A 21,969-nucleotide genomic window follows, 5' to 3' on the forward strand; every position below is an offset into this window, starting at 1 on the left:
CGGCGGCGACGTACCCTGGTCGCCGATACCTGCCCGTGACGTGCCCGCAGCACGACCCGGGCGCTCCCCGACCGTGAGGACCGTCATGGACGAGCAGGCCAGCTTCCCCGTCGTCATGCGGGGCTACGACCGCGCCCAGGTCGACCACCGCATCAACGACCTCACGAGCCGGCTCGGTGCCGCGCGCGAGCACGTCGAGAGCCTCGACGCCCGCGTCCTGCGCCTGACCACGGAGCTCGAGGACGTCCGCGGCCAGCTGGCTGAGTCGGGGACGCCGACCTACGCCGGGCTCGGCTCGCGCACCGCCCACCTGCTCTCGGCGGCCGAGCAGCAGGCCAACGAGGTCGTCGAGCAGGCGGAGAAGGACGCGCGTCGCACGACGGAACGCGCGCAGTCGATGGCCGACCGGCTCGGCGAGCGCTCCGAGCGCGAGGCGGCGGCTGTCCTCGGCGACGCCCGGCGCGCGGCCGACCTGCTCACCTCCCGCTCCGAGTCCGAGGCCGCGGCCCGCGTGCAGGACGCCGAGGTCCGGGCGGAGGAGCTGCTGACCGCGGCGGAGCGCCGGGTGGCGTCGATCCGCCGCGAGATCGAGGCCGAGGAGATCACGCGGCGCGCCGACCTCGAGCGCGAGCTCGGGCTCGCCCGCACCGCTGCCGCCGAGGAGCTGGCGTCCGCCCGGGCGAGTGCCGAGCGCGACCTCGCCGCCGCGCACGAGGCGGCGACCATCGCGCGGGTCCAGGCCGTCGAGCAGGCCGAGCAGCGGGCTGACGAGGCCGAGCGTCGGGCCGCCCAGGCGCTCACGCTCGCCGAGGAGGTGACCCGGGAGGCCGACGAGGAGGCCCGGTTCCGCGTCTCCGAGGCCACCGAGGAGGCCGAGCGCCTGCTCGCCGAGGCCCGCGAGGAGGCCGAGCGCACCCGCGGCGACGCCGCCGAGGAGGCCGACCGGTCGCGCATCGGCGCCGGGGTCGAGGTCGCCCGCCTCGAGCAGCGCCACACCCTGCTCACCGAGTACCTCGAGCAGATCCGACGCGCGCTCCACGAGGTCGTCGAGGTCGGCGCCACGGACGGCACGTCCGCGGCCGCCCGGGCCGACGACGCCCTCGCGGCGGCCGCCGCCCCCGGCCCGACGACGGACCGCACCGCCGACGCCGATGCCCTGGGATCCACATCCGAAGGCACCGACGACGTGTCCGACGACGACCGGCCCGCCGACCACCACGCGACGGTCGAGCACCCGACGACCGAGGAGCCCGCGGACGAGGACGCCGATGAGAATGCCTCGGGAGCCGAGCACGACGCCGCTGGGGCCGAGACCGACGCCGAGGACGCGGCGTCACCGGCCGAGGACCGCACCTCCTCGGCGAACGACACCGCCGACACCCCCGCCGACGACGAGCAGCGCGCCTGACGCCTCCGCTCAGCGCACCATCCGCACGGTCGGCAGCGGCCCGAACGCGCCGGTCTCCCCGTCCTCGACGAACCCGTGGCGGCGGTAGAACGCCCGGGCCCGGGCCTGACCGTCCCACACCCACAGGGACGCCGGCGCGTCACCGAGCGCCATCTGCATGAGGTTGTCGGCCGTGCCGCTGCCCTGCTCGTCGACGTCGAGGTAGATCGACTCGAGCTCGAGCGGGCGCACGTGACCGGCACCGACCGCGGTGGCGCGGGCGAACCCGACCGCGCGTCCGTCGCGGTGGGCGAGCCAGGTCGGCGCCGCCTCGTCCTCCGCGAGGAGCTCCGCCCACATCTCCGGGTACCGCGCGAGGCGCGCGTCGAGCCACGCGGCGTCGACCGAGTCGGCGTAGGTCGCGCGCCAGACGCGGGCGTGCAGCTCGGCCAGGGCCTCGGCGTCGAGGACGGTCGCGGGGCGGATCTTCGCGGTGGTCACCGCGTCACCCTACGGCCGCCCCGGACCTCGCGCCGCCAGGGCCCTCGGCCCTCCGGCCGACCGCACCGTCCTCGGCCGCTCCGGCGGTCACGCCGCCGCTGTGGCCGCCCGCTCGTGGAGGTCGCGCAGCGCCCGGCCGACCGCCTCCGGGTCCTCGAGCGGGGCGAGGTGCCCGACGCCGTCGACCTCGAGGACCTCGGTGCGCAGCGCCTCGGCCATGTCGAGGGCGTCGTCGTCGGAGGCGAGGCCGTCCTCGACCCCGCGCAGCACGAGGGCCGGGACGCCCCGCTCCCCCAGGGCGCGCAGGTCGGCGAGCGAGTCGGGCCGCTCCGCCATCGCGCGCGCGGCGAACGCGACGCCGTCCGGGGTCGCCTCCCCCGCCCACTGCGCGACGAGGTCGACGAGCTCCGGCGAACGATCCGCCGTCGTCGGTCCGAGCAGGCCACCGAGCGTCGGCATGACGGCGGACACCCCCGCCGGCCCCAGGACGTCGGCGGCCAGGCGCTCGCGCCTGGCCCGCGCCTCGTCGGTGTCCGGGGCCGCCTTCGTGTCGAGGAGACCGACGCCCGAGAGCCGCTCCGGGGCGAGCGCGGCGAGCCGCATGGAGACGTAGCCGCCGATCGAGGTGCCGGCCACGACGAACCGGTCGACGCCGCGCGCGTCGAGCGCGGCGAGGACGGCCCGGGCCACCAGCTCGAGGGAGGGGCCGCCGGCCCAGTCGACGGCGTCGGCCACCTCGGCCGGGCCCGGCGAGTCGCCGAAGCCGGGCGAGTCGAGCGCGAGCACCGGGACGTCGCCGAGGTGGGACAGGGCGCGGTCGTACATGCGCGCATCGAGCGGGAACGCGTGGAGGAGGACGAGCGGGAGGCCGTCCGCGGGGCCGTGGGGGTGGGCGGCGAGCATGCTCATGCCGTCAGGGTCCCACCGCTCGGCCGCCGCGGCCAGCCGTGGAGGTGCGGAGTCGACGGGAGGCAACGCCGGACCGTCGCGGATCGCTGCCGGGCCGCGGGCGACGGAGGCTGCCGCGTACGCCGGGCGAGCAGGCTCAGCCCCGCCGAGCGACCCGACTCAGCGCCGCCGTGTCGGCCGCCGGGTCCCCCGGGCACGCCAGCAGGCGGTGTGCCAGTGCCGACGGTCCTCCGCGCCGGCGTCCACGCCCCAGATGTGCTCGGCGGGCCAGGCCACCACGTGCGAGGTCCCGGGCAGGATCTCCTGGTCGCAGCCCGGGCAGCGGTAGGTCTTGTCCGACGAGCGGACGGTGCGGACCTTGAACTCCTCGCCGCCGGGACCGGCCTCCTGCCGCGGCACCGAGGCGAGCCGGTCCATGTCGAGCGGCACGTGCTCGGAGGAGTACGGCCGCTTGCCGGAACGCCGGTTGCGGGCCATCAGCGCACCACCGTGACGATCCCGCGCACGTCCGCACCGTCCTCCGCGGCGCGGCGGGCGGCCGACTCGTGCGCGGCGAGCCCGTCCCCGTCCCCCACCTCGCCGGTCCCCGTGGCGACGAGCGCGAGCAACGGGGTGCCGAGGTAGGCGTTGTCGAGGGCCGTGAGCACCTCGTACAGGCCGCCGGCGTCCACGGAGCGGCCGCCCGGGGTTTCGGCGGTGTGGACGAGCTCGACGTCGTCGGCGCCGGGCGCGTCGGAACGGCGCACGACGGCGGCAGGCGCGGACGGGCCACCGCCCCGTGCGTCCGCGGGGATGCCCGCCCCTCCGCCGGCAGCCGCTCCCCCACCGGCGCCCGACCGTCCGCCGGCCCGCCGCACCGTGCGCGTCCCCGCGTGCTCGACGAGCAGGACGTCGAGCCCCCGCCGGATCGCGACGAGGTCGCCGGGGCGGACGTGGTCCCAGGGGGCCGGCGCGGTGGCCGCGCGCGCCTCGACCGGGTACGTGCCGTCGAGCAGCGGGCCGAGGACGAGGTGGTTGCTCACGAGGTCGACCTCGTGCGCCGCCGCGAGGTCGTGCACCGACCCGGGATCGGCGGCGCGCGTCACCTCGAGGTGGACGGACGTCCCGACGACGCCGGCGCCCGCGTCCCGCAGCGCCTCCGCCGCGGCGCCGTGACCGAGCAGCGCGTGGTGCAGGGCCGCGAGGGTCGCGCCCACGTCGCCGCCCCCCGCGGCGCGCGCGGCGCCGAGCGGGTCGCGGCCGGTGAGCCACACCGCGCCCTCGTCGTCGGCCAGCTCCGTAGCGGCACGCGAAAGCTCCGCCCGGCGCGCGACGCCCGCGCGCGTGGTGTCGGCCCCGGGCCCGAGGACGACCACCGGGGTGCGCCCCTGCGCCCGCACGCGCCCGACCTCGGCGGCGAAGGCGCGGGCCGCGGCGTCGTCGTCGAGCAGGGACTCGTGCGCGGTGACGAGGGCGGCTGCGTCGGGCGCGAGCCAGGTGCCGGGGGCGAGCGTGGTCACGGCGTTCCCTAGAACAGGCGCGAGTCGACGTCGTCGACCCCGCGCATCGCGTCGTAGTCGAGGACGAGGCACCGGATCCCCCGGTCCTCGGCCAACGTGCGGGCCTGCGGCTTGATCTGCTGCGCCGCGAACACCCCGGAGATCGGGCTCAGCAGCGGGTCCCGGCCGAGGAGCTCGAGGTAGCGGGTGAGCTGCTCGACGCCGTCGATCCCGCCCACGCGCTTGATCTCCACCGCCACGGCGGCGCCGGCCGGGTCGCGCACGAGGAGGTCGACGGGGCCGATGGGCGTGGGGTGCTCGCGCCGCACGAGCCGGTGACCGTCGCCGAGGAGCTCGACCTGCTCGGCGAGGAGCGCCTGGAGATGGGACTCGACGCCGTCCTTGACCAGGCCCGGGTCGACGCCGAGCTCGACGCTCGTGTCCGAGATGACCTCATGGAGACGCACGACGAGCCGGTCGTCCGTCTTGGCGGCGCTGACCTCCCACACGAGGGCGGTGCCGTCGGCGGCCTCCGCCTCGTCGGGCTCACGCTCCTTGAGGGTGCACGGCGCGGTCATCCAGTTGAGCGGCTTGTAGCTGCCGCCGTCGGAATGGACGAGGACCGAGCCGTCGGCCTTGACCATGATGAGGCGCGGGGCCAGCGGCAGGTGCGCCGCGAGCCGTCCCGAGTAGTCGACGGAGCAGCGGGCGAAGACGGTACGCACAGCGAGCCACGCTACCCCGGGCCCCGCGGCGCAGGGAGCAGCGGCTGGGACGGGCGGTGCGGATCACGCGCCCCGCACCCCACCGACCGTTCGAGAGTGCGGCTCAGGTCTCGCGGACCCGGGGCGGGGCGCCCTCGCTCCACCCGATGAGACCCTGCATCGCCGACGGCGCCATGCGCAGCTCGGCGGTCACCCGCCCGTCCGAGAGCCGGGTCTCGACCACCGCGCGGCCACCGGGGTCCGGCGGCCGCCGGTCGTGCCCGAGCAGCTCGAGCGCCGAGCGCTCCATCCGCAGCCGCGGTCCGGGCGAGAGGGACGCCAACTGGTACCAGAGGAGCTGACGCGCCCCGAGCTGTGCGAGCCCGCGGCGCCAGCGGTCCTCCCCCACGCGCAGGCGGCACTCGACGGTGCCGCCCCTGCGGTAGAGACGCAGCGCGCGCCACAGCACCGCGCACGCCACGGCCGCGCACAGCACGAGGACGGCGAGGATCCCGAGGACCACCAACCATCCGGTGCGCGGCATCGCGACCTAGGCGAGTGTCGAGTCGTCCGCGGCGCCCTCGACCGAGAGCGACCCGGCGCCGGTCGAGGCGTCGGACACGACCACCGTCACCACGTCGTCGTCGACCGACACGAAACCGCCGTGGACGTCGAGGCTGACCGTGGACCCGCCGGACGTCACGCGGGCCGTCCCCTGCGTGAGCACGGCGAGGACGGGCTCGCGGCCCGGCAGCACGCCGAGCTCGCCGGCCGCGGCGGGCACCACGACCGAGGACGCCTCGCCCGACCAGAGCACCCCGGTCGGGGAGACGACGTCGACCGTCAGCGATCCGTTGCCCGCCACGTCAGCGCTCGTCGGCCTGGATCTTGGACCATGCGCGCTCGAGGTCCTCGATCCCGCCGATGTTGAAGAACGCCTGCTCCGGCACGTGGTCGTACTGGCCGTCCGCGATGCGCTTGAACGCCTCGACGGTCTCGGCGACCGGCACCGTGGAGCCCTCGACACCGGTGAACTTGATGGCGGTGTAGGTGTTCTGCGAGAGGTACTGCTCGATCCGGCGCGCGCGGGCCACCGTGACCTTGTCCTCCTCGGAGAGCTCGTCGACGCCGAGGATCGCGATGATGTCCTGCAGCTCCTTGTTCTTCTGCAGGATCGACTTCACGCGGGTGGCGACCTCGTAGTGCTCCTGGCCCACGAACTCCGGCGCGAGGATGCGCGAGGTCGAGGTCAGCGGGTCCACGGCCGGGTAGAGACCGCGCGAGGCGATGTCGCGCGAGAGCTCGGTCGTCGCGTCGAGGTGCGCGAACGTCGTGGCCGGCGCCGGGTCGGTGTAGTCGTCGGCGGGCACGTAGATCGCCTGCAGCGAGGTGATCGAGTGGCCGCGGGTCGAGGTGATGCGCTCCTGGAGCTGGCCCATCTCGTCCGCGAGGTTCGGCTGGTAGCCCACCGCCGAGGGGACGCGGCCGAGCAGCGTGGAGACCTCGGAGCCCGCCTGCGTGAAGCGGAAGATGTTGTCGATGAACAGCAGCACCTCCTGCTGCTGGACGTCGCGGAAGTACTCCGCCATCGTCAGGGCGGACAGGGCGACGCGCAGGCGGGTGCCCGGCGGCTCGTCCATCTGGCCGAACACGAGGGCGGTCTTGTCGAAGACCCCGGCGTCGTCCATCTCCTCGATGAGGTCGTTGCCCTCACGGGTGCGCTCGCCGACACCGGCGAACACCGACACACCACCGTGGTCCTGCGCGACGCGCTGGATCATCTCCTGGATGAGGACCGTCTTGCCGACGCCGGCGCCGCCGAACAGGCCGATCTTTCCACCCTGGACGTAGGGGGTGAGGAGGTCGATGACCTTGATGCCGGTCTCGAACATCGTGGTCGAGCCCTCGAGCTCGTCGAACCGCGGGGGCTTGCGGTGGATCGGCCAGCGCTCGGTGACCTCGAGGGTCTCGCCCTCGGCGAGGTTGAGCGGCTCGCCGGTCACGTCGAAGACGTGGCCCTTGGTCACGTCGCCGACGGGCACGGAGATCGGGGCGCCCGTGTCGCGCACCTCGCCGCCGCGGACGAGGCCGTCCGTCGGCTTGAGGGCGATGGCGCGCACGAGGTTGTCGCCGAGGTGCTGGGCGGTCTCGAGCGTGATCTCGGCGGCCTGCTCCTGCCCCGGCAGCTGGAGGGTGGTCTTCAGCGCGTTGTAGACCTCGGGGATCTGGCCGGCCGGGAACTCGACGTCGACGACGGCACCGATCACTCGGGCGATGCGGCCGACGCCGGCGGCGGTGGCCTGCGGCGTCTCGGACTGGGTGGCGGTCATGAGTGGTGTCCTCGGTCTCGGGTGCTCGTAAAGGTCGGTGGTCGGTGCGGTCAGCCGTTGCTCAGGGCGTCGACGCCCGAGACGATCTCGGAGATCTCCTGGGTGATCTCACCCTGCCGCGCCTGGTTCGCCAGACGCGTGTAGTCGCGGATGATGTCCTCCGCGTTCTCGGTGGCGGTGTGCATGGCGCGCTGGCGGGAGGCCAGCTCGGAGGCGGCAGCCATGAGCAGCTGCGCCCGGATGCGGTCGGACACGTACATGGGCAGCAGCTGGTCGAGGACGTCCTCGGGGCTCGGCTCGAACTCGTACAGCGGGAGCGCCTTGTGCTCCGGCTCCGCCACCCCCTCGACGACCTCGAGCGGGAGGACCCGGCGCCGCTGGACCACCTGGGTGACCATCGACTGGAACCGGGTGTAGACGACGTGCACCTCGCTGACGGCGCCCTCGCCGGGCTCCGCCCGGTAGGCGTCGAGCAGCGCCCGCGCGATCTCCTGGGAGACCTCGACGGACGGGCTGTCGGACTCGCCCGTCCACGTACGCACGATCGGACGGCCGCGGAACTTGAAGTAGCTCTCGCCGCGGCGGCCGAACACGTACACGTGCGGGGTCTTGCCCTCGGCCTCGAGGTCCTCGACGAGGCGCTCGGCCTCGCGCAGCACCGTCGCCGAGTAGGCCCCGGCCATGCCGCGGTCGGAGGTGACCACGAGGACCGCGACGTCGGTCGTGTCCTGCCGGCCCGAGATCAGCGGGTGGTCGAGGTCCGCGTGCGAGGCGACCGCCGACACCGCGCGGATGAGCGCCCGGGTGTAGGGGTCGGACCCGAGCGCGGCGTCGCGGGCCCTGCCGATCCGCGAGGCCGCGATGAGCTCCATCGCGCGGAAGACCTTCTTGAGCGTCTGGGTCGCCCGGATCTTCTGCTTGTAGACGCGCTGCTGTCCCGCCATGGATCAGGCCTTGGCCTTGACGATCTGCTCCTGCGCGACCTCGGCCTCGGACTCCTCCTCGCCCTCGACCTCCTCGAGGAGCTTGCCCTCCCCGGTGGTGAAGCCGGAGCGGAACTCCTCGATGCCGGCGCGCATGGCGTCGACCGTCTCGTCCTCGAGCTTCCCGCTCGAGACGATCGACTGGAGCACCTGGGTGGACGACCGCATGTGGTCGAGCATCTCGGACTCGAAGCGGGAGACGTCCGCGACCGCGACGTCGTCGAGGTAGCCGTTGGTGCCGGCCCAGATCGAGACGACCTGGTCCTCGACCGGGTACGGGGAGGACTGCTGCTGCTTGAGCAGCTCCATGAGGCGCTCACCCCGGGTGAGCTGGCGGCGCGTCGTCGGGTCGAGGTCCGAGGCGAACATCGCGAAGGAGGCCATCGCGCGGTACTGCGCCAGCGTGATCTTCAGCGTGCCCGCGACCTTCTTCATCGCCTTGATCTGGGCGTCGCCACCGACCCGCGAGACGGAGATGCCGACGTCGACGGCGGGACGCTGGTTCGCGTTGAACAGGTCCGACTGGAGGAAGATCTGGCCGTCGGTGATCGAGATGACGTTCGTCGGGATGTATGCCGAGACGTCGTTGCCCTTCGTCTCGATGATCGGCAGGCCCGTCATCGAGCCGGCGCCGAGCTCGTCGTTCAGCTTGGCGCAGCGCTCGAGCAGCCGGGAGTGCAGGTAGAAGACGTCACCCGGGTAGGCCTCGCGGCCCGGCGGGCGGCGCAGGAGGAGGGAGACGGCGCGGTAGGCCTCGGCCTGCTTCGACAGGTCGTCGAACACGATGAGGACGTGCTTGCCGTCGTACATCCAGTGCTGGCCGATGGCCGAGCCGGTGTACGGGGCGATGTACTTGAAACCGGCCGGGTCGGAGGCGGGCGAGGCCACGATCGTCGTGTACTCCAGCGCGCCGGCGTCCTCGAGCGTCTTGCGGACGGCCGCGATCGTCGAACCCTTCTGGCCGACGGCGACGTAGACGCAGCGGACCTGCTTGCTCGGGTCCCCCGACTCCCAGTTGGCCTTCTGGTTGAGGATGGTGTCGAGCGCGATGGCCGTCTTGCCGGTCTTGCGGTCGCCGATGATGAGCTGACGCTGGCCGCGCCCCACCGGGATCATCGCGTCGATCGCCTTGAGACCGGTCTGCAGCGGCTCGTGGACCGACTTGCGGGCCATGACGCCCGGGGCCTGGAGCTCGAGGGCGCGGCGGCCCTGGATGTCGGCGATCTCGCCGAGGCCGTCGATCGGCGTGCCGAGCGGGTCGACCACGCGGCCGAGGTAGCCGTCGCCGACGGGCACGGAGAGCACCTCGCCCGTGCGGTGGACCTCCTGGCCCTCCTCGATGCCGGTGAACTCACCGAGCACGACGACGCCGATGTGGCGCTCCTCGAGGTTCATCGCGAGGCCGAGCGTGCCGTCCTCGAAGCGGAGCAGCTCGTTCGCCATCGCGCCCGGGAGTCCCTCGACGGTCGCGATGCCGTCGGCGGCGGAGATCACGTGGCCGATCTCGTCCGTGCTCGCGGCCCCCGGCTCGTAGGAGCTCACGAAGCTGTCCAGCGCCGCCCGGATCTCGTCGGGGCGGATCGTCAGCTCTGCCATCTCAAGTTTCCTCACCTTGTCCGGTCCCGTGCGGTCCCGGTTGTCTTCGTGCGTGGGGTCGATCAACCGGCGATGCGCCGGCGGGCCTCGTCGAGGCGCGTGCGGACGGTGCCGTCGAGGACGGTGTGCCCGACCTCGACACGCAGACCACCGATGACCGCGGGGTCGATGTCGACGTGCAGGGCGATGTCGCTGCCGTGCTCAGCGGCGAGCACGGCGACCAGCCGGTCCCGCTGCTCGCCCGTCAGGGGCACGGCCGCCGTCACGCGGGCGACCTTCCGTGCCCGACGCTCCGCGGCGCGCTCGGCCGCGTGGGCCAGCGCCGTCAGAGCGGTGCGCTCGTGGCGCGAGCCGACGGCCCGCTGCGCGATGAGCAGGGCCTGCGGCGACACGCGGTCGCCCATGACCCGCGCGAGCAGCTCCCGGCGACCGGCCAGGTCCCGCGACTCCTCCGCGAGGGCGACCTCGAGCTCCGGGGAGCCGGAGATCACGCCGCGCACGTCGAGCAGCTCCGCGCCCAGCGCGTCGAGCCCGTCGCCGCGCTCCGCCGCCGCGAGGACGGTGTCCTGGCCGAGGATCTCGAGAGCCTCGACGATGTCGAGGTCCTCGGACCACCGGTCGCGCGCCAGCCCCGCGACGAGGTCGTTCACGCGACCGTCGACGGCCCCGCCGACGATGCGCGACGCGAGCGCGGCCCGGTCCTCGCCGGAGCGGGACGGGTCGGTCATGGCACGGCGCAACGCGGTGTTGTCGGCGAGCAGGTCCGCGACCGCGAAGATCGACCCCGCGAGGTCGAACGCGTCGTGGGCCTCCCGGACGACCGGGTCCCACCGGCCCTGGGCCTGCCCGAGTGCGACGGAGCTGGAGGCGCGCATGAGGGTCAGCCCTCCTGGGTGGTGCGGGTGGTGCCGGGCGTGGCGCCGGCCGAGCTGCGGGCCTCGAGGTCGTCGAGGAACCGGTCGACCACCCGCGACTGCGCGGCGGAGTCCGCGAGGGACTCGCCCACGATGCGGGAGGCGAGCTCGACGGCGAGCGAGCCGACGTCGGTGCGCAGGCTCTGCGCCGCCTGGCGGCGCTCGGCCTCGATCTGACGCTCGGCCGCGGAGGTCGTGCGCTCGGCCTCGTCCTGCGCCTTGCGCTGCGCCTCGGCCTCGATCTCCTTGCCGCGCGCGTTCGCACGCTCGCGGATCCCGGCGGCCTCGCGGCGCGCCTCGGCGAGCTCGCTGGCCGAGGACTCCTCGGCGTTCGCGAGCATGGCCTCGGCGTCCTCCGCCTTGCGCAGGCCCTCGGCGATCTTCTCGGAGCGCTCGTCGAGGATGCCGGTGAGACGCGGCACGCCCCAGCGGACGACCGCGAAGGCGATGACAGCGACGACCACCAGCGACCAGATGATGTCGTACCAGGCGGGGATGAGGAGGTCGATGCCGTCCCTCACCTCCGCGACGACGTTGCCGCCGGCGGGCATCAGAAGATGAGGCCCGCGATGAGGCCGAGCAGACCGAGCGCCTCGGCGAAGGCGGCGCCGATGAACATGTTGGTCATCAGGCGGCCCGCGACCTCGGGCTGACGAGCGGTGGCCTCCTGGGTCTTGCCGACGAGGTAGCCGATGCCGATGCCGGGGCCGATGGTGCCGAGGCCGTAACCAACTGCGGAGAGCGAGCCGTCCATGTGGTGGTTCCTTACTTGTGTGGGTGGAGATCGGTCGGGAAAGGGTCGGTGCCGGCCGGGGCCGGGCGCGCGGCCTGGATCAGTGGTCGGCCACGGAGAGCTGGATGTACACGGCGGCGAGCAGCGTGAAGATGTACGCCTGCAGCGCCCCGATGAAGATCTCGAAGAGCGTGAACGCGAGGCCGGCGATCAGCGTGACGCCACCCATCGCCGCGAGCGCGCCCGAGGCCTGGAAGAAGAAGTAGTGCGTGGCCGAGAAGCAGAGCACGAGCAGGATGTGCCCGGACATCATGTTCGCCAGGAGACGCACGGTGAGGGTGACCGGCCGCAGCAGGAAGGTCGAGATGAACTCGATCGGCGTGAGGATCACGTAGATCGGCTTCGGCACGCCGGCGGGGAAGAGCTGCCCGCCGAAGTACTTCTTCGCGCCCAGCTCCTTGATGCCCGCGTACATGAACGCGATCCAGGCGATGATCGCGAGCGTGAGCGGCAGGCCGACGACGGACGTGCCCGCGATGTTGAGGAACGGGATGACGCCGGTGAGGTTGAAGAAGAGCACGGACACGAAGATGACCGTGAGCACCGGCGTGTACTTCCGGCCGAGCCGCTCCCCCAGCGAGTCGAACGCGATGTTGCGGCGCACGAACTCCTGGACGAGCTCCATCATCGACTGACCGCGGCCCGGGACGAGCCGGAGCTTGCGCGTGCCGAGCCAGATGATGAGGACGGCCGCGATCGCCGCGATGAAACGGACCAGCATGATCCGGTTGATGGCGAACGGCGTGCCCTCGAAGAGGAAGGGCTCCGGGAAGAACTCCGTGAGCCCGGGGGCGTGCCAGCCCTCGCCCCCCTCGGCGGTGACGATGCGGACGTGCGCGGCAGTGGCGGCGTTCGTCAACGCATTCAGCACAGGTCGTCTCCCGGGTTCCTGGTGGGCGGCGTGGCGGCGACCTGCCGAGTGCTTCCTCGGGGCGCGCCGACGGCAGTCAGACTAACCCATCGCCCCGGCCCCTCCACCCCCGATCCCGCCCCTGGTGGAGCGACACGGGTCACGTTCGGGGGCGCTGCGCGCCGGCGCAGGCGTCAGTCCTGGTCGGCGGTCCGCGAGTACGGCTGGGTGTAGGGGATGCGTGCCGTCATCACGGCGTGGGAGTCGATGAGGACCGATCCGAGGACGGCCACGGCGGCCGAACCGAACAGGACGCCGCGGTGGAAGAATTCCGCGTCGCGCACCGCGAGCAGCACGAGGATGACGAGCACGGTCTTGAGCAGCCACGACCCCATGACCGCGATGACCATGAGGTCGAGGGGGCGCTTGGCGGCCGCGCGCACCGCGACCACGGTGGTCACCGCGAAGATCGCCGCGAGCCCGGTCCCGATGACGCCGCCCCACATCCCCCGCGAGCCGCCGACGAGGATGCCGATCCCGATCGACCCCACGGCGACGACGAGAAGGAAGAGGCTGAGGCGCTTGAGGATGCCGGTGAACAGCTCGGGCGGCAGCGCCGGGTCGTTGGGGTCGGCCCGGCGCGGGCCCCCCGGCTCGTCGGTGTCGGGGACGTCGGCGCCGGGGGCGTCGTCGGGGACGTCGGGCGCGTGCGCGGCGACGGGGGTGTCGACGTCGTGCGCGTCGACGTCGTGCGCGTCGTCGTTCGTCGCGGGGTCGCGGGGGGCGTGGTCGGTCACTGGGAGCTCCGGGAGGTGGGCTTGCGGTAGGTGGGCAGGAGGCGCGCGGTGAGCACGAGCGCGACGAGCACGGCCGCGCCGGCACCGATCGCCACCTGCTCGAGCTGGAAGAAGGCGAGCGAGACCGCCGTGCCGGACACCACCGCGGTCCACAGGTGGAGGATCCCGACGGCGGCCCGGTGGCTGTGCCCGAGCCGGAGCAGCCGGTGGTGCATGTGCGAGGCGTCGGCGGCGAAGGGCGAGCGTCCCGCGCCGACCCGGCGCACGACCGACGTGACGATCTCGATCAGCGGGACCGCGAGAACGGCGACGGGGATGAGGATCGGCACGAACGCGGGCAGCGCCCGGCTCGTCGAGAGTGCGGCGGGGTCGATCTGGCCGGTGACGATGATCGCCGCCCCGGAGAGCACGAGGCCGAGGAACATCGCGCCCGAGTCGCCCATGAAGATGCGGGCCGGGTGGAGGTTGTGCGGGAGGAACCCGAGGCAGACGCCGGCGAGCGCGGCGAGGACCGCGGAGGCCACGTTGGCGTAGTTCCCGGGCGAGGCGTCGCGCGCCAGCAGGTAGGTGAAGAGGAAGAACGACGAGGCGCCGATGAGGATCATCCCGGCCGCCAGCCCGTCGAGCCCGTCGACGAAGTTCACGGCGTTGACCACGACGACGACGATGAGCACCGTCGCGATGAGCGAGAACGCGGAGGACCCGATGGTGAGGCCGAAGATCGGGAAGGTGATGAGCTGGACGCCCTGCCAGGCCATGAGACCGGCCGCGAGGAACTGCCCCGCGAGCTTGGTCAGCCAGTCGAGGTCCCACACGTCGTCGGCCACGCCGATGAGGCAGATGACGGTGGCGCCGAGCAGCACTCCCCACGCCTGGGAGGACTGGGCGAACACGGCCTCGAGGTAGGGGATGCGCGAGGCGAGGACCATCGCGGCGGCGAAGCCGAGGAGCATCGCGAGCCCGCCGAGCCGGGGCGTGGGCACCGCGTGGACGTCCCGGTCCCGCACGGCCGTCAGCGCGCCGATCCGGACCGCGAGCCGGCGCAGGACCGGCGTGAGCAGGTACGTGACGACGGCGGCCAGCGCTGCGACGAGCAGGTAGGTCCTCATGCCGGGGCGGGCGCTCCCGCATCGGTGTCGGACCCGGAGGAGGGGTCGGGCCCCGCGCCGGCGTCCGGCCCGGAGGCGTCCTGTCCGGAGGCGTCCGCCCCCACGTGGGAGTCCGGCCCGGAGGCCTCGTCCTCGGCGAGCTCGGGCACGACCTCGGCGAGCTCGGCGAGGGAGAGCGCCCCGAGGCGGAGGACCCGGACCCGGTCGCCCGTCAGGTCGAGGATCGTCGACGGCTGCCCGCCGCCGACCGCCCCGCCGTCGAGGTAGACGGCCACGGACTCCCCCAGCTGCTCGCGGGCGTCCGTGCAGGTCGACGGCGCCGGCCGGCCGGTCCGGTTCGCGGAGGAGACCGCCGTGGGGCCGGCCCGGCCGAGGAGCTCGCGGGCGAGGGCGTGGTCGGGCATCCGCACCGCCACGGTCCCGCGGGTGTCCCCGAGGTCCCAGCTCAGCGCCGGCTGCGCGCGGCACACGAGGGTGAGCGCGCCGGGCCAGAACCGCTCGGCCAGGGCGTGCGCCGAGGGCGGCAGGTCCGTGGTCAGTGCGGGCAGGACGGCGAGGTCGCCGACGAGGACGGGCGGCGGCTTGTCGCGGCCCCGGCCCTTGGCGGCCTGGAGGACCTCGACGGCGGCGGGGTCGAACGCGTTCGCCCCGACCCCGTACACGGTGTCCGTCGGCAGCACGACGAGCTCACCACGGCCGAGGGCGGAGACGGCGGCGTCGAGGCCGACCGCGCGCTCGCGCGCGGAGGACGTGTCGAAGACGGTCACGAGGCCGAGTGTTCCACGCCGCGGGCGGGGCGCAGGGGCGCCCCCGCCGTGAGGAAGCGCTCCCGGCCGGTGAGGTCGCGGTGGGTGCGCGGGTCGGACAGCCCGAGCGCGTCCGCGTGGGCACGCAGCGCCGCCCCCTGCTCCTCGGCGTGCTCGAGGACCACGACCCCGCCGGGCGCGAGCAGCGCCGCCGCCCGCGCGAGCACCGCGCGGGGCACGTCGAGGCCGTCCGCTCCCCCGCCGTACAGGGCGCGGGCCGGGTCGTGGTCACGGACCTCGGGATCGCGGGGCACGGCGTCGTCGGGCACGTAGGGCGGGTTGGACACGACGACGTCGCACGTGCCGTCCAGCTCCGGGAGCGCGTCGCGCGCGTCGCCGGCCACGAGCCGCACCCCGGGCGCGTGGCGCTCGACGTTGCGGCGGGCGATCGCGAGGGCCTCCGCGGAGAGCTCGACGGCAGCGACCTGCGCGGTCGGCACCTCGGTGGCGACGGCGAGCGCGATGGCGCCGGAGCCCGTGCACAGGTCGACGACGACGGGCCGGCGCCCCTTCCGTGCGACGGCTCGCGCGGCCTCGATCGCGGCGCCGGCGACGAGCTCGGTCTCGGGCCGGACGACGAAGGCGCCCGGACCGGCGTGGAGCTCGAGGCGGCGGAAGTGCATCGTGCCGGTGAGGTGCTGGAGCGGCTCGCGCCCGGCGCGGCGCTCGACGAGGTGCGCGAGCGCGCCGAGCTGGTCCGCGCTCGGGTCCGGCGCCATGAGCAGCGGGGACCGGCCGGCGACGTGCTCGGCGAGCAGGCGGGCGTCGACCTCGGGGCTCGGCACCCCGGCGTCGGCGAGCAGCCCGGCGGCGGCCCGCACCGCGGCGCGCCACGTGGGCGCCGGCGCGGTCACGACCCGGCGGCGTCGGCGAGGCGGGCGGCCTCGTCGGCCTCGACCGCGGAGGCGAGGACGGGCCCGAGCTCGCCGTCGAGCACCTGGTCGAGGTTGTAGGCCTTGAACCCGGTGCGGTGGTCGGCGATCCGGTTCTCGGGGAAGTTGTACGTGCGGATCCGCTCGGAGCGGTCGACCGTGCGCACCTGGGAGCGGCGGGCGTCGGCCGCCTCGGCCTCGAGCTTCGCGTTGCGCTCGGCGAGCAGCCGGGCCCGCAGCACGCGCATGGCGGCCTCGCGGTTCTGGAGCTGGGACTTCTCGTCCTGCATCGACACGACGATGCCGGTGGGCTCGTGCGTGATGCGGACGGCCGAGTCGGTCGTGTTGACGGACTGGCCGCCCGGCCCCGACGAGCGGTAGACGTCGATCCGCAGGTCGCTGACGTCGATCTCGATCTCGCCGGGGTCGTCGACCTCGGGGAGGGCGAGGACGCCCACGGCGGAGGTATGGATGCGGCCCGCGGACTCGGTGACGGGCACGCGCTGGACGCGGTGGACGCCGCCCTCGTACTTCAGGCTCGCCCAGGCACCGTCCTCGGGTGCCACGTCGCCCCGGGTGCGCACGGACAGGGCCACGTCCTTGACCCCGCCGAGGCCGGTCTCGGTCAGGGAGAGGACCTGGGTGGTCCAGCCGCGTCGCTCGGCGTAGCGCGTGTACATCCGGAGCAGGTCGCCGGCGAACAGGGCGGACTCCTCCCCGCCCTCGCCGGCCTTGATCTCGAGGATGACGTCGCGGGAGTCGTCCGGGTCGCGCGGGAGCAGGACCTCGCGCAGGCGCTCGAGGGCGGCGGCGTGCACGGACCCGAGATCGCCGAGCTCGGCGCGCATCTGGTCCGCGTCCTCCCCCTCGGCCAGCTCGACGAGCTCCGCCGCGGCCTCGAGGTCCTCCCGAGCGGCGGTCTCGGCAGCCGCGGCGGCGGACACGCGGCCGAGCTCGGCGTAGCGGCGGGCCAGCGAGCGGGCCCGGCCGGCATCGGCGTGGACGTCCGGGTCCGCGAGCGCGACCTCGAGCTCGGCGTGCTCGGCGAGCAGCGGTGCGAGGGCGTCGTCCAGCTCGGGGGTGCTCATGGGGCCTCCCGGTGGGCCTGGGTCGCGTCGAGAAGTGGGTGGGAACGAACGAGCGCCGGTGGTGACGCCGCCGTGGGGCGGCGCCACCACCGGCGCGTCGTGGGAGCTAGCTGGTGGCCTTCTTCTTGCCGTAGCGCGCCTCGAAGCGGGCCACGCGGCCGCCGGTGTCGAGGATCTTCTGCTTGCCCGTGTAGAACGGGTGGCACGCGCTGCACACCTCGACGTTGATCGAGCCGGACGTGGCGGTCGACCGCGTCTCGAAGGTGTTCCCGCACGTGCACGTCACCGTGGTGGCGACGTACTCGGGGTGGATTCCCTGCTTCATGTACTACTCCAAGGGGTCTCACGACGTACCGGGTCGCCGCGCTGGTGCGAGGCGTGAACCGGAGGCCGACGGGACATTCTGCCAGTCCGGGCGCCCCCGGGTAAGGGGGGCCGCCCGTGACGTGGGTCGCGCCGAACTACTGGATCGCGTAGTCGGGGTCCGAGTTCGAGGGCGTGGTGGGGGTGTTCTTCTGCACGGTCATGAGGAACTCGGCGTTCGACGTGGTCTCGCGCAGCTTGCCCAGCAGCAGGTCGGAGGCCTGCTGGAGGTCGAGCGCGCCCATGACGCGGCGCAGCTTCCACATGATCTTCAGCTCCTCGGAGCCCATGAGCAGCTCCTCGCGGCGGGTACCCGACGCGTTGACGTCGACCGCCGGGAAGATCCGCTTGTCCGCCAGCTGGCGGGACAGGCGCAGCTCCATGTTGCCGGTGCCCTTGAACTCCTCGAAGATCACCTCGTCCATCTTCGAGCCGGTCTCCACCAGCGCGGAGGCGAGGATCGTCAGCGAGCCGCCGTGCTCGATGTTGCGGGCGGCACCGAAGAACTTCTTGGGCGGGTAGAGCGCCGCGGCGTCGACACCGCCGGAGAGGATCCGACCCGACGCCGGTGCGGCGAGGTTGTAGGCGCGCGAGAGCCGCGTGAGCGAGTCGAGGAGCACGACGACGTCCTGACCGAGCTCGACGAGCCGCTTGGCCCGCTCGATGGCGAGCTCGGCGACCACCGTGTGGTCCGAGGCGGGCCGGTCGAATGTCGAGGCGATGACCTCGCCCTTGACGAGGCGCTGCATGTCCGTGACCTCCTCCGGGCGCTCGTCCACGAGGACGACCATGAGGTGCACGTCGGGGTTGTTGACGGCGATCGCGTTGGCGATCTGCTGCATGATGATCGTCTTGCCGGCCTTGGGCGGCGAGACGATGAGCCCGCGCTGGCCCTTGCCGATCGGCGAGACGAGGTCGATGACCCGCGGCGTGATCGCCTTCGGGGTCGTCTCCAGCCGCAGCTGGTCCTGCGGGTAGAGCGGGGTCAGCTTGCCGAACTCGGGGCGCTGCCGGGCCTTCTCCACCGTCATGCCGTTGACGGTGTCGAGGCGCACGAGCGGGTTGAACTTCTGCTTCTGGTTCCGCCCGCCGCGGCCGCCACCGCCGCCGTGCTGCCCGCCGTTGCCGTCCTCGCCGGTCTGCCGCACAGCGCCGGTCACGGCGTCGCCGCGGCGCAGCCCGAACTTCTTGACCTGGTTGAGGGTGACGTAGACGTCGCTCGAGCCCGGGAGGTAGCCGGAGGTCCGCACGAACGCGTACTGGTCGAGGATGTCGACGATGCCGGCCACGGGCAGGAGCACGTCGTCCGCGGAGACCTCGGTCTCCTCGACGACGATGTCCTGGTCCTGGTTGCCACGGCCACGACGACGCCGGTCGCGGTTGCGGTCCCGGTTGCGACGACGACGCCCGCCGGGCCCGCCGTCGTCGTCCCAGTCGTTCCCGCTGCCGCCGTTGCCCGCGTTGCCGCGCTGATTCTGCTGGCCGGAGCTCTCCCGGCGCCGCGAGGCCGCCTCGCCGAGGTCGTCGAGCGTGAAGTCGGGCGTGCCGGAGTCGCCGCGGCGCTGCTGGTCGTTGCCGCCGTTGCGGTCGCGGCCCTGCTGCGAGCCGTTGCGGTCGTCGCGGCCGCCGTTGCGGTCGTCGCCGCGGCCACCGTTACGGTCCCGGCCCTGCTGCGAGCCGCCGGAGCGGTCGTTCTCCCGGCGCTCGGAGGCCTGGTCGGGGCCGTCCGACGCGGCCCGGGCGGAGGACCCGCCCTCGGCGGCCGCCGCGGGGGCGGAGCGGTCGGGCAGCGCGATGCCGAGGTCCGGGACCGGGTCGGCGGCGCGGGCGGTCGGGCTCGCGGGGGCCGAGGTGGCCCGGCGGGAGCGCCGCTGGCGGGGCTCGGGGCGCTCGTCGACGGCGCCGCCGGCGGTGGCGGGAGCCGTCTCGGCGGCGCTCGGGTCGTCGGCGGCGGGTGCCTCGGGGGCGCCGGCCGCCGCGGCCCGTGCGTCGGCGGGGGCCGACGGCTTGTCGGTCGAGGTCGACGAGCCGGACCGACCGGCCCGGATCGCCTCGACGAGGTCACCCTTGCGCATGCGGGCGGTGCCCTTGAGCCCCATCTGGGACGCGATGGCCTGCAGCTCCGCGAGCTTGAGGGTGGTGAGCGCGCCCTGTCGGGCGGCGTCGATGGTGTCTGTCACGAGGTGCCTTTCCTCGGTCGGCACCCGCTGACAGCGGGTGCGCTGCACACCCGGCTCGGTGCCGGGGAGATAGGTCTGCGCTCCTGTTGCACGACACGCTCGGATGCGGTCGGAATCGTGGAGGCTGACCGGCTGCGTGGGACACGGGGGCGCGCGTGGCGTACCGCCTGTCGTGCACGTGCCGGTGGCTTGATGATAACAGGCCGTGCCGCCGTCGGCGCGCCCCGCGCGCCCGAGGCGGCGGGGAGATCTCCCCCACCGGCCCCGGGCGTCATCGGTGAGGCGTCAGGCGTCGATCGTGCGGACCTGCGCGCCGACGAGATCGACGCCCGGGGCGACGACGCGCCAGCCGCGGGCCACGAGCAGCCGCGCGGGCGTCGGGTCGACCGGGGCGAGCACGAGGACCGACGGGCCGGCACCGGAGACGACGGCGGGCAGTCCCTGGGCGCGCAGCTCGTCGACGAGCGCGAGGGTCGCCGGCATCGAGGCCCGGCGGTGCTCCTGGTGGAGCCAGTCGACGGTCGCGGCGAGCAGCCGCTCCGGCGCACCGGCGAGGGCGTGGACGAGGAGCGCCGCGCGCCCGGCCGTCCGCGCGGCGTCCGCGTGCGGGACCGACGCCGGCAGCGCGGCACGCGCGGTCGTCGTCGAGAGCCGGTCCACGGGGACGACCACGGTGGGGTCGATCGCCGGGGCGAGGGCGAGGCGGACCGCGGTCGGGCCCTCGTCGTCGTCGATCCAGGCCACGGTGGCGCCGCCGAGCAGGGCGGGCGCCGCGTTGTCCGGGTGCCCCTCGAGCTCCGTCGCCAGCGCGAGGACCGAGGGGTCGTCGAGCGGGCCGCCCGCCTCGCCCGCGCCGGGGTCGAGCAGCCCGCGCGCGGCGAGCAGGCCGGCGACGACGGCGGCGGCCGAGGAGCCGAGCCCCCGGCCGTGCGGGATCCGGTTGGTGGCGCGCAGGTCGAGGCCCACCTGCGGGGCGCCGGCGGCCTCGAGGCCGAGCCGGACCGCGCGGACCACGAGGTGGTCCTCCCCCTCGGGCAGGGAGTCGGCCCCTTCCCCGGTCACCGTCACGCGGGCGGCTCCCGTCGTCGCGCGGACCTCGAGGTCGTCGTGGAGTCCGAGCGCGAGCCCGAGCGAGTCGAACCCGGGGCCGAGGTTGGCGGAGGTCGCCGGGACCCGGACGGCGACGGCGTCGGCGACGACGCGGCTCACGGGCGCAGACCGAGCGCCTCGGCCGCCGCCTCCACCGTTCCCGGCACCTCGGTGAGGGTGAGGCCGGTGTGGCCGAGCGCCGTCTCGGTGTCCTTGAGGCCGTTGCCGGTCACGGTGCAGACGATGCGGGCGCCGGCCGGGACCTCGCCGCGGCGGGCGGCGGCGAGCAGGCCGGCGACGGAGGCCGCGGAGGCCGGCTCGCAGAACACGCCGACCTCGGCCGCCAGCAGCGCCTGCGCCTCGAGGATCTCGTGGTCCGTGACGGAGTCGATGCGACCGCCGGAGTCGTCCCGCGCGGCGACGGCGAGGTCCCACGAGGCGGGGTTGCCGATGCGGATCGCCGTGGCGACCGTCTCGGGGTGCTCGACCACCGCGCCCTTGACGAACGGGGCGGACCCGTCGGCCTGGACGCCCCACATCTGCGGGACGCGGGTGGACACCGGGGCACGCCCCTCGGTGGTCCCCGCCATCGAGGCGGCGGTGGTCCGCCCGGCGTACTCGTTGTAGCCCATCCAGTAGGCCGAGATGTTGCCCGCGTTGCCGACGGGGAGGACGTGGATGTCCGGCGCGTCGCCGAGGGCGTCGACGATCTCGAACGCGGCCGTCTTCTGCCCCTGGAGGCGGAAGGGGTTGACCGAGTTGACGAGTGCCACGGGGTAGTCCTCCGCCATCTGCCGCACGATGCGCAGGCAGTCGTCGAACGAGCCGTCGACGGCGAGGAGCGTGGCCCCGTGGACCGCCGCCTGGGCGAGCTTGCCGGCGGCGATCTTCCCGGCCGGCAGGACCACGGCGCAGGTCAGGCCGGCGCGGACCGCGTAGGCCGCCGCCGAGGCGGAGGTGTTACCGGTGGACGCGCACACGACGACCTCGGCGTCCGTGGCGAGGACCTTCGTCATCGCGGTCGTCATCCCGCGGTCCTTGAACGACCCGGTCGGGTTCGCGCCCTCGACCTTGACCCACACCCGGGCACCGGTGCGCTCGGACAGGGCGGGTGCCTCGACGAGCGGCGTGCCGCCCTCGCCCAGGCTCACGGGCGTGTCGCCCTCGACCGGGAGCCGGTCGGCATACTCGGTGATGATGCCGCGCCACGGCTGGGCCAC

At 74.2% G+C, this 21,969-nt stretch carries 24 protein-coding genes; 1 reads left to right on the forward strand and 23 read right to left on the reverse strand.

Annotation, left to right across the window (positions count from 1 at the left end; all coding sequences use genetic code 11):
- Positions 1 to 85: 85 nt before the first annotated feature.
- Positions 86 to 1,408, forward strand: a complete 1,323-nt coding sequence (locus tag ACZLMO_RS02525; protein WP_425714519.1) for a coiled-coil domain-containing protein — start codon at positions 86 to 88, stop codon at positions 1,406 to 1,408.
- Positions 1,409 to 1,417: 9 nt separating this feature from the next.
- Here ACZLMO_RS02525 and ACZLMO_RS02530 read toward each other — a convergent pair whose 3' ends face one another.
- The 23 genes from ACZLMO_RS02530 to thrC form a co-directional block, all read right to left on the reverse strand.
- The gene (locus ACZLMO_RS02530) at positions 1,418 to 1,888 is read right to left on the reverse strand and encodes a GNAT family N-acetyltransferase (RefSeq protein WP_425714520.1); all 471 of its coding nucleotides are present in this window, start codon (positions 1,886 to 1,888) and stop codon (positions 1,418 to 1,420) included.
- Positions 1,889 to 1,975: 87 nt separating this feature from the next.
- Positions 1,976 to 2,797 (reverse strand): alpha/beta fold hydrolase, encoded by an 822-nt coding sequence (locus ACZLMO_RS02535; RefSeq protein ID WP_425714521.1) that lies wholly within the window; start codon positions 2,795 to 2,797, stop codon positions 1,976 to 1,978.
- Between the two features lie 159 nt (positions 2,798 to 2,956).
- Positions 2,957 to 3,274, reverse strand: coding sequence for a hypothetical protein (locus ACZLMO_RS02540; protein ID WP_425714522.1), 318 nt, complete (start codon positions 3,272 to 3,274; stop codon positions 2,957 to 2,959).
- Complete coding sequence (locus tag ACZLMO_RS02545) at positions 3,274 to 4,296, reverse strand: family 1 glycosylhydrolase (protein WP_425714523.1); 1,023 nt, start codon at positions 4,294 to 4,296, stop codon at positions 3,274 to 3,276. Before ACZLMO_RS02545 ends, ACZLMO_RS02540 begins: the two co-directional genes overlap by 1 nt.
- 8 nt (positions 4,297 to 4,304) lie before the next feature.
- On the reverse strand, positions 4,305 to 5,000 hold the full coding sequence (gene nucS / locus ACZLMO_RS02550; protein ID WP_425714524.1) for an endonuclease NucS: 696 nt from the start codon (positions 4,998 to 5,000) through the stop codon (positions 4,305 to 4,307).
- Between the two features lie 103 nt (positions 5,001 to 5,103).
- Positions 5,104 to 5,523, reverse strand: coding sequence for a DUF2550 family protein (locus tag ACZLMO_RS02555; protein ID WP_425714525.1), 420 nt, complete (start codon positions 5,521 to 5,523; stop codon positions 5,104 to 5,106).
- Positions 5,524 to 5,529: 6 nt separating this feature from the next.
- Positions 5,530 to 5,844 (reverse strand): F0F1 ATP synthase subunit epsilon, encoded by a 315-nt coding sequence (locus ACZLMO_RS02560; protein WP_425714526.1) that lies wholly within the window; start codon positions 5,842 to 5,844, stop codon positions 5,530 to 5,532.
- A gap of 1 nt (position 5,845) precedes the next feature.
- On the reverse strand, positions 5,846 to 7,309 hold the full coding sequence (atpD, locus tag ACZLMO_RS02565) for a F0F1 ATP synthase subunit beta (RefSeq protein ID WP_425714527.1): 1,464 nt from the start codon (positions 7,307 to 7,309) through the stop codon (positions 5,846 to 5,848).
- A 50-nt stretch (positions 7,310 to 7,359) separates the two neighbouring features.
- Positions 7,360 to 8,253 (reverse strand): F0F1 ATP synthase subunit gamma, encoded by an 894-nt coding sequence (locus tag ACZLMO_RS02570; protein ID WP_425714528.1) that lies wholly within the window; start codon positions 8,251 to 8,253, stop codon positions 7,360 to 7,362.
- Between the two features lie 3 nt (positions 8,254 to 8,256).
- A complete protein-coding gene (gene atpA / locus ACZLMO_RS02575; RefSeq protein ID WP_425714529.1) occupies positions 8,257 to 9,888 on the reverse strand; it encodes a F0F1 ATP synthase subunit alpha in 1,632 nt (543 codons plus the stop codon).
- Positions 9,889 to 9,950: 62 nt separating this feature from the next.
- Positions 9,951 to 10,763: a F0F1 ATP synthase subunit delta gene (locus tag ACZLMO_RS02580; protein WP_425714530.1), complete on the reverse strand. Its 813-nt coding sequence runs from the start codon at positions 10,761 to 10,763 to the stop codon at positions 9,951 to 9,953.
- 5 nt (positions 10,764 to 10,768) lie between these two features.
- The gene (locus ACZLMO_RS02585) at positions 10,769 to 11,353 is read right to left on the reverse strand and encodes a F0F1 ATP synthase subunit B (protein WP_425714531.1); all 585 of its coding nucleotides are present in this window, start codon (positions 11,351 to 11,353) and stop codon (positions 10,769 to 10,771) included.
- Positions 11,353 to 11,556: an ATP synthase F0 subunit C gene (gene atpE, locus ACZLMO_RS02590; RefSeq protein ID WP_425707879.1), complete on the reverse strand. Its 204-nt coding sequence runs from the start codon at positions 11,554 to 11,556 to the stop codon at positions 11,353 to 11,355. The genes ACZLMO_RS02585 and atpE overlap by 1 nt, the downstream gene beginning before the upstream one ends.
- A 79-nt stretch (positions 11,557 to 11,635) precedes the next feature.
- Complete coding sequence (gene atpB, locus ACZLMO_RS02595) at positions 11,636 to 12,466, reverse strand: F0F1 ATP synthase subunit A (protein ID WP_463652773.1); 831 nt, start codon at positions 12,464 to 12,466, stop codon at positions 11,636 to 11,638.
- A gap of 173 nt (positions 12,467 to 12,639) precedes the next feature.
- Entirely contained in the window at positions 12,640 to 13,242 is a 603-nt protein-coding gene (locus ACZLMO_RS02600) for a hypothetical protein (protein ID WP_425714533.1), read from the reverse strand.
- Positions 13,239 to 14,351, reverse strand: a complete 1,113-nt coding sequence (locus ACZLMO_RS02605) for an MraY family glycosyltransferase (protein ID WP_425714534.1) — start codon at positions 14,349 to 14,351, stop codon at positions 13,239 to 13,241. The genes ACZLMO_RS02600 and ACZLMO_RS02605 overlap by 4 nt, the downstream gene beginning before the upstream one ends.
- Positions 14,348 to 15,118, reverse strand: coding sequence for an L-threonylcarbamoyladenylate synthase (locus ACZLMO_RS02610; protein ID WP_425714535.1), 771 nt, complete (start codon positions 15,116 to 15,118; stop codon positions 14,348 to 14,350). The genes ACZLMO_RS02605 and ACZLMO_RS02610 overlap by 4 nt, the downstream gene beginning before the upstream one ends.
- Positions 15,115 to 16,011, reverse strand: coding sequence for a peptide chain release factor N(5)-glutamine methyltransferase (gene prmC / locus ACZLMO_RS02615; protein ID WP_425714536.1), 897 nt, complete (start codon positions 16,009 to 16,011; stop codon positions 15,115 to 15,117). Before prmC ends, ACZLMO_RS02610 begins: the two co-directional genes overlap by 4 nt.
- On the reverse strand, positions 16,008 to 17,117 hold the full coding sequence (prfA, locus tag ACZLMO_RS02620) for a peptide chain release factor 1 (RefSeq protein WP_425714537.1): 1,110 nt from the start codon (positions 17,115 to 17,117) through the stop codon (positions 16,008 to 16,010). Before prfA ends, prmC begins: the two co-directional genes overlap by 4 nt.
- Before the next feature lie 106 nt (positions 17,118 to 17,223).
- Positions 17,224 to 17,442 carry a 50S ribosomal protein L31 gene (rpmE, locus tag ACZLMO_RS02625; protein WP_425714538.1) on the reverse strand — a complete coding sequence of 73 codons (219 nt, stop codon included), beginning with the start codon at positions 17,440 to 17,442 and terminating at the stop codon, positions 17,224 to 17,226.
- 136 nt (positions 17,443 to 17,578) lie between these two features.
- Positions 17,579 to 19,660, reverse strand: a complete 2,082-nt coding sequence (gene rho, locus ACZLMO_RS02630) for a transcription termination factor Rho (protein ID WP_425714539.1) — start codon at positions 19,658 to 19,660, stop codon at positions 17,579 to 17,581.
- 285 nt (positions 19,661 to 19,945) lie between these two features.
- Positions 19,946 to 20,869, reverse strand: coding sequence for a homoserine kinase (gene thrB, locus ACZLMO_RS02635; protein ID WP_425714540.1), 924 nt, complete (start codon positions 20,867 to 20,869; stop codon positions 19,946 to 19,948).
- Positions 20,866 to 21,969 carry a threonine synthase gene (gene thrC / locus ACZLMO_RS02640; protein WP_425714541.1) on the reverse strand — a complete coding sequence of 368 codons (1,104 nt, stop codon included), beginning with the start codon at positions 21,967 to 21,969 and terminating at the stop codon, positions 20,866 to 20,868. Before thrC ends, thrB begins: the two co-directional genes overlap by 4 nt.

Source organism: Georgenia sp. G2120 (assembly GCF_055326485.1).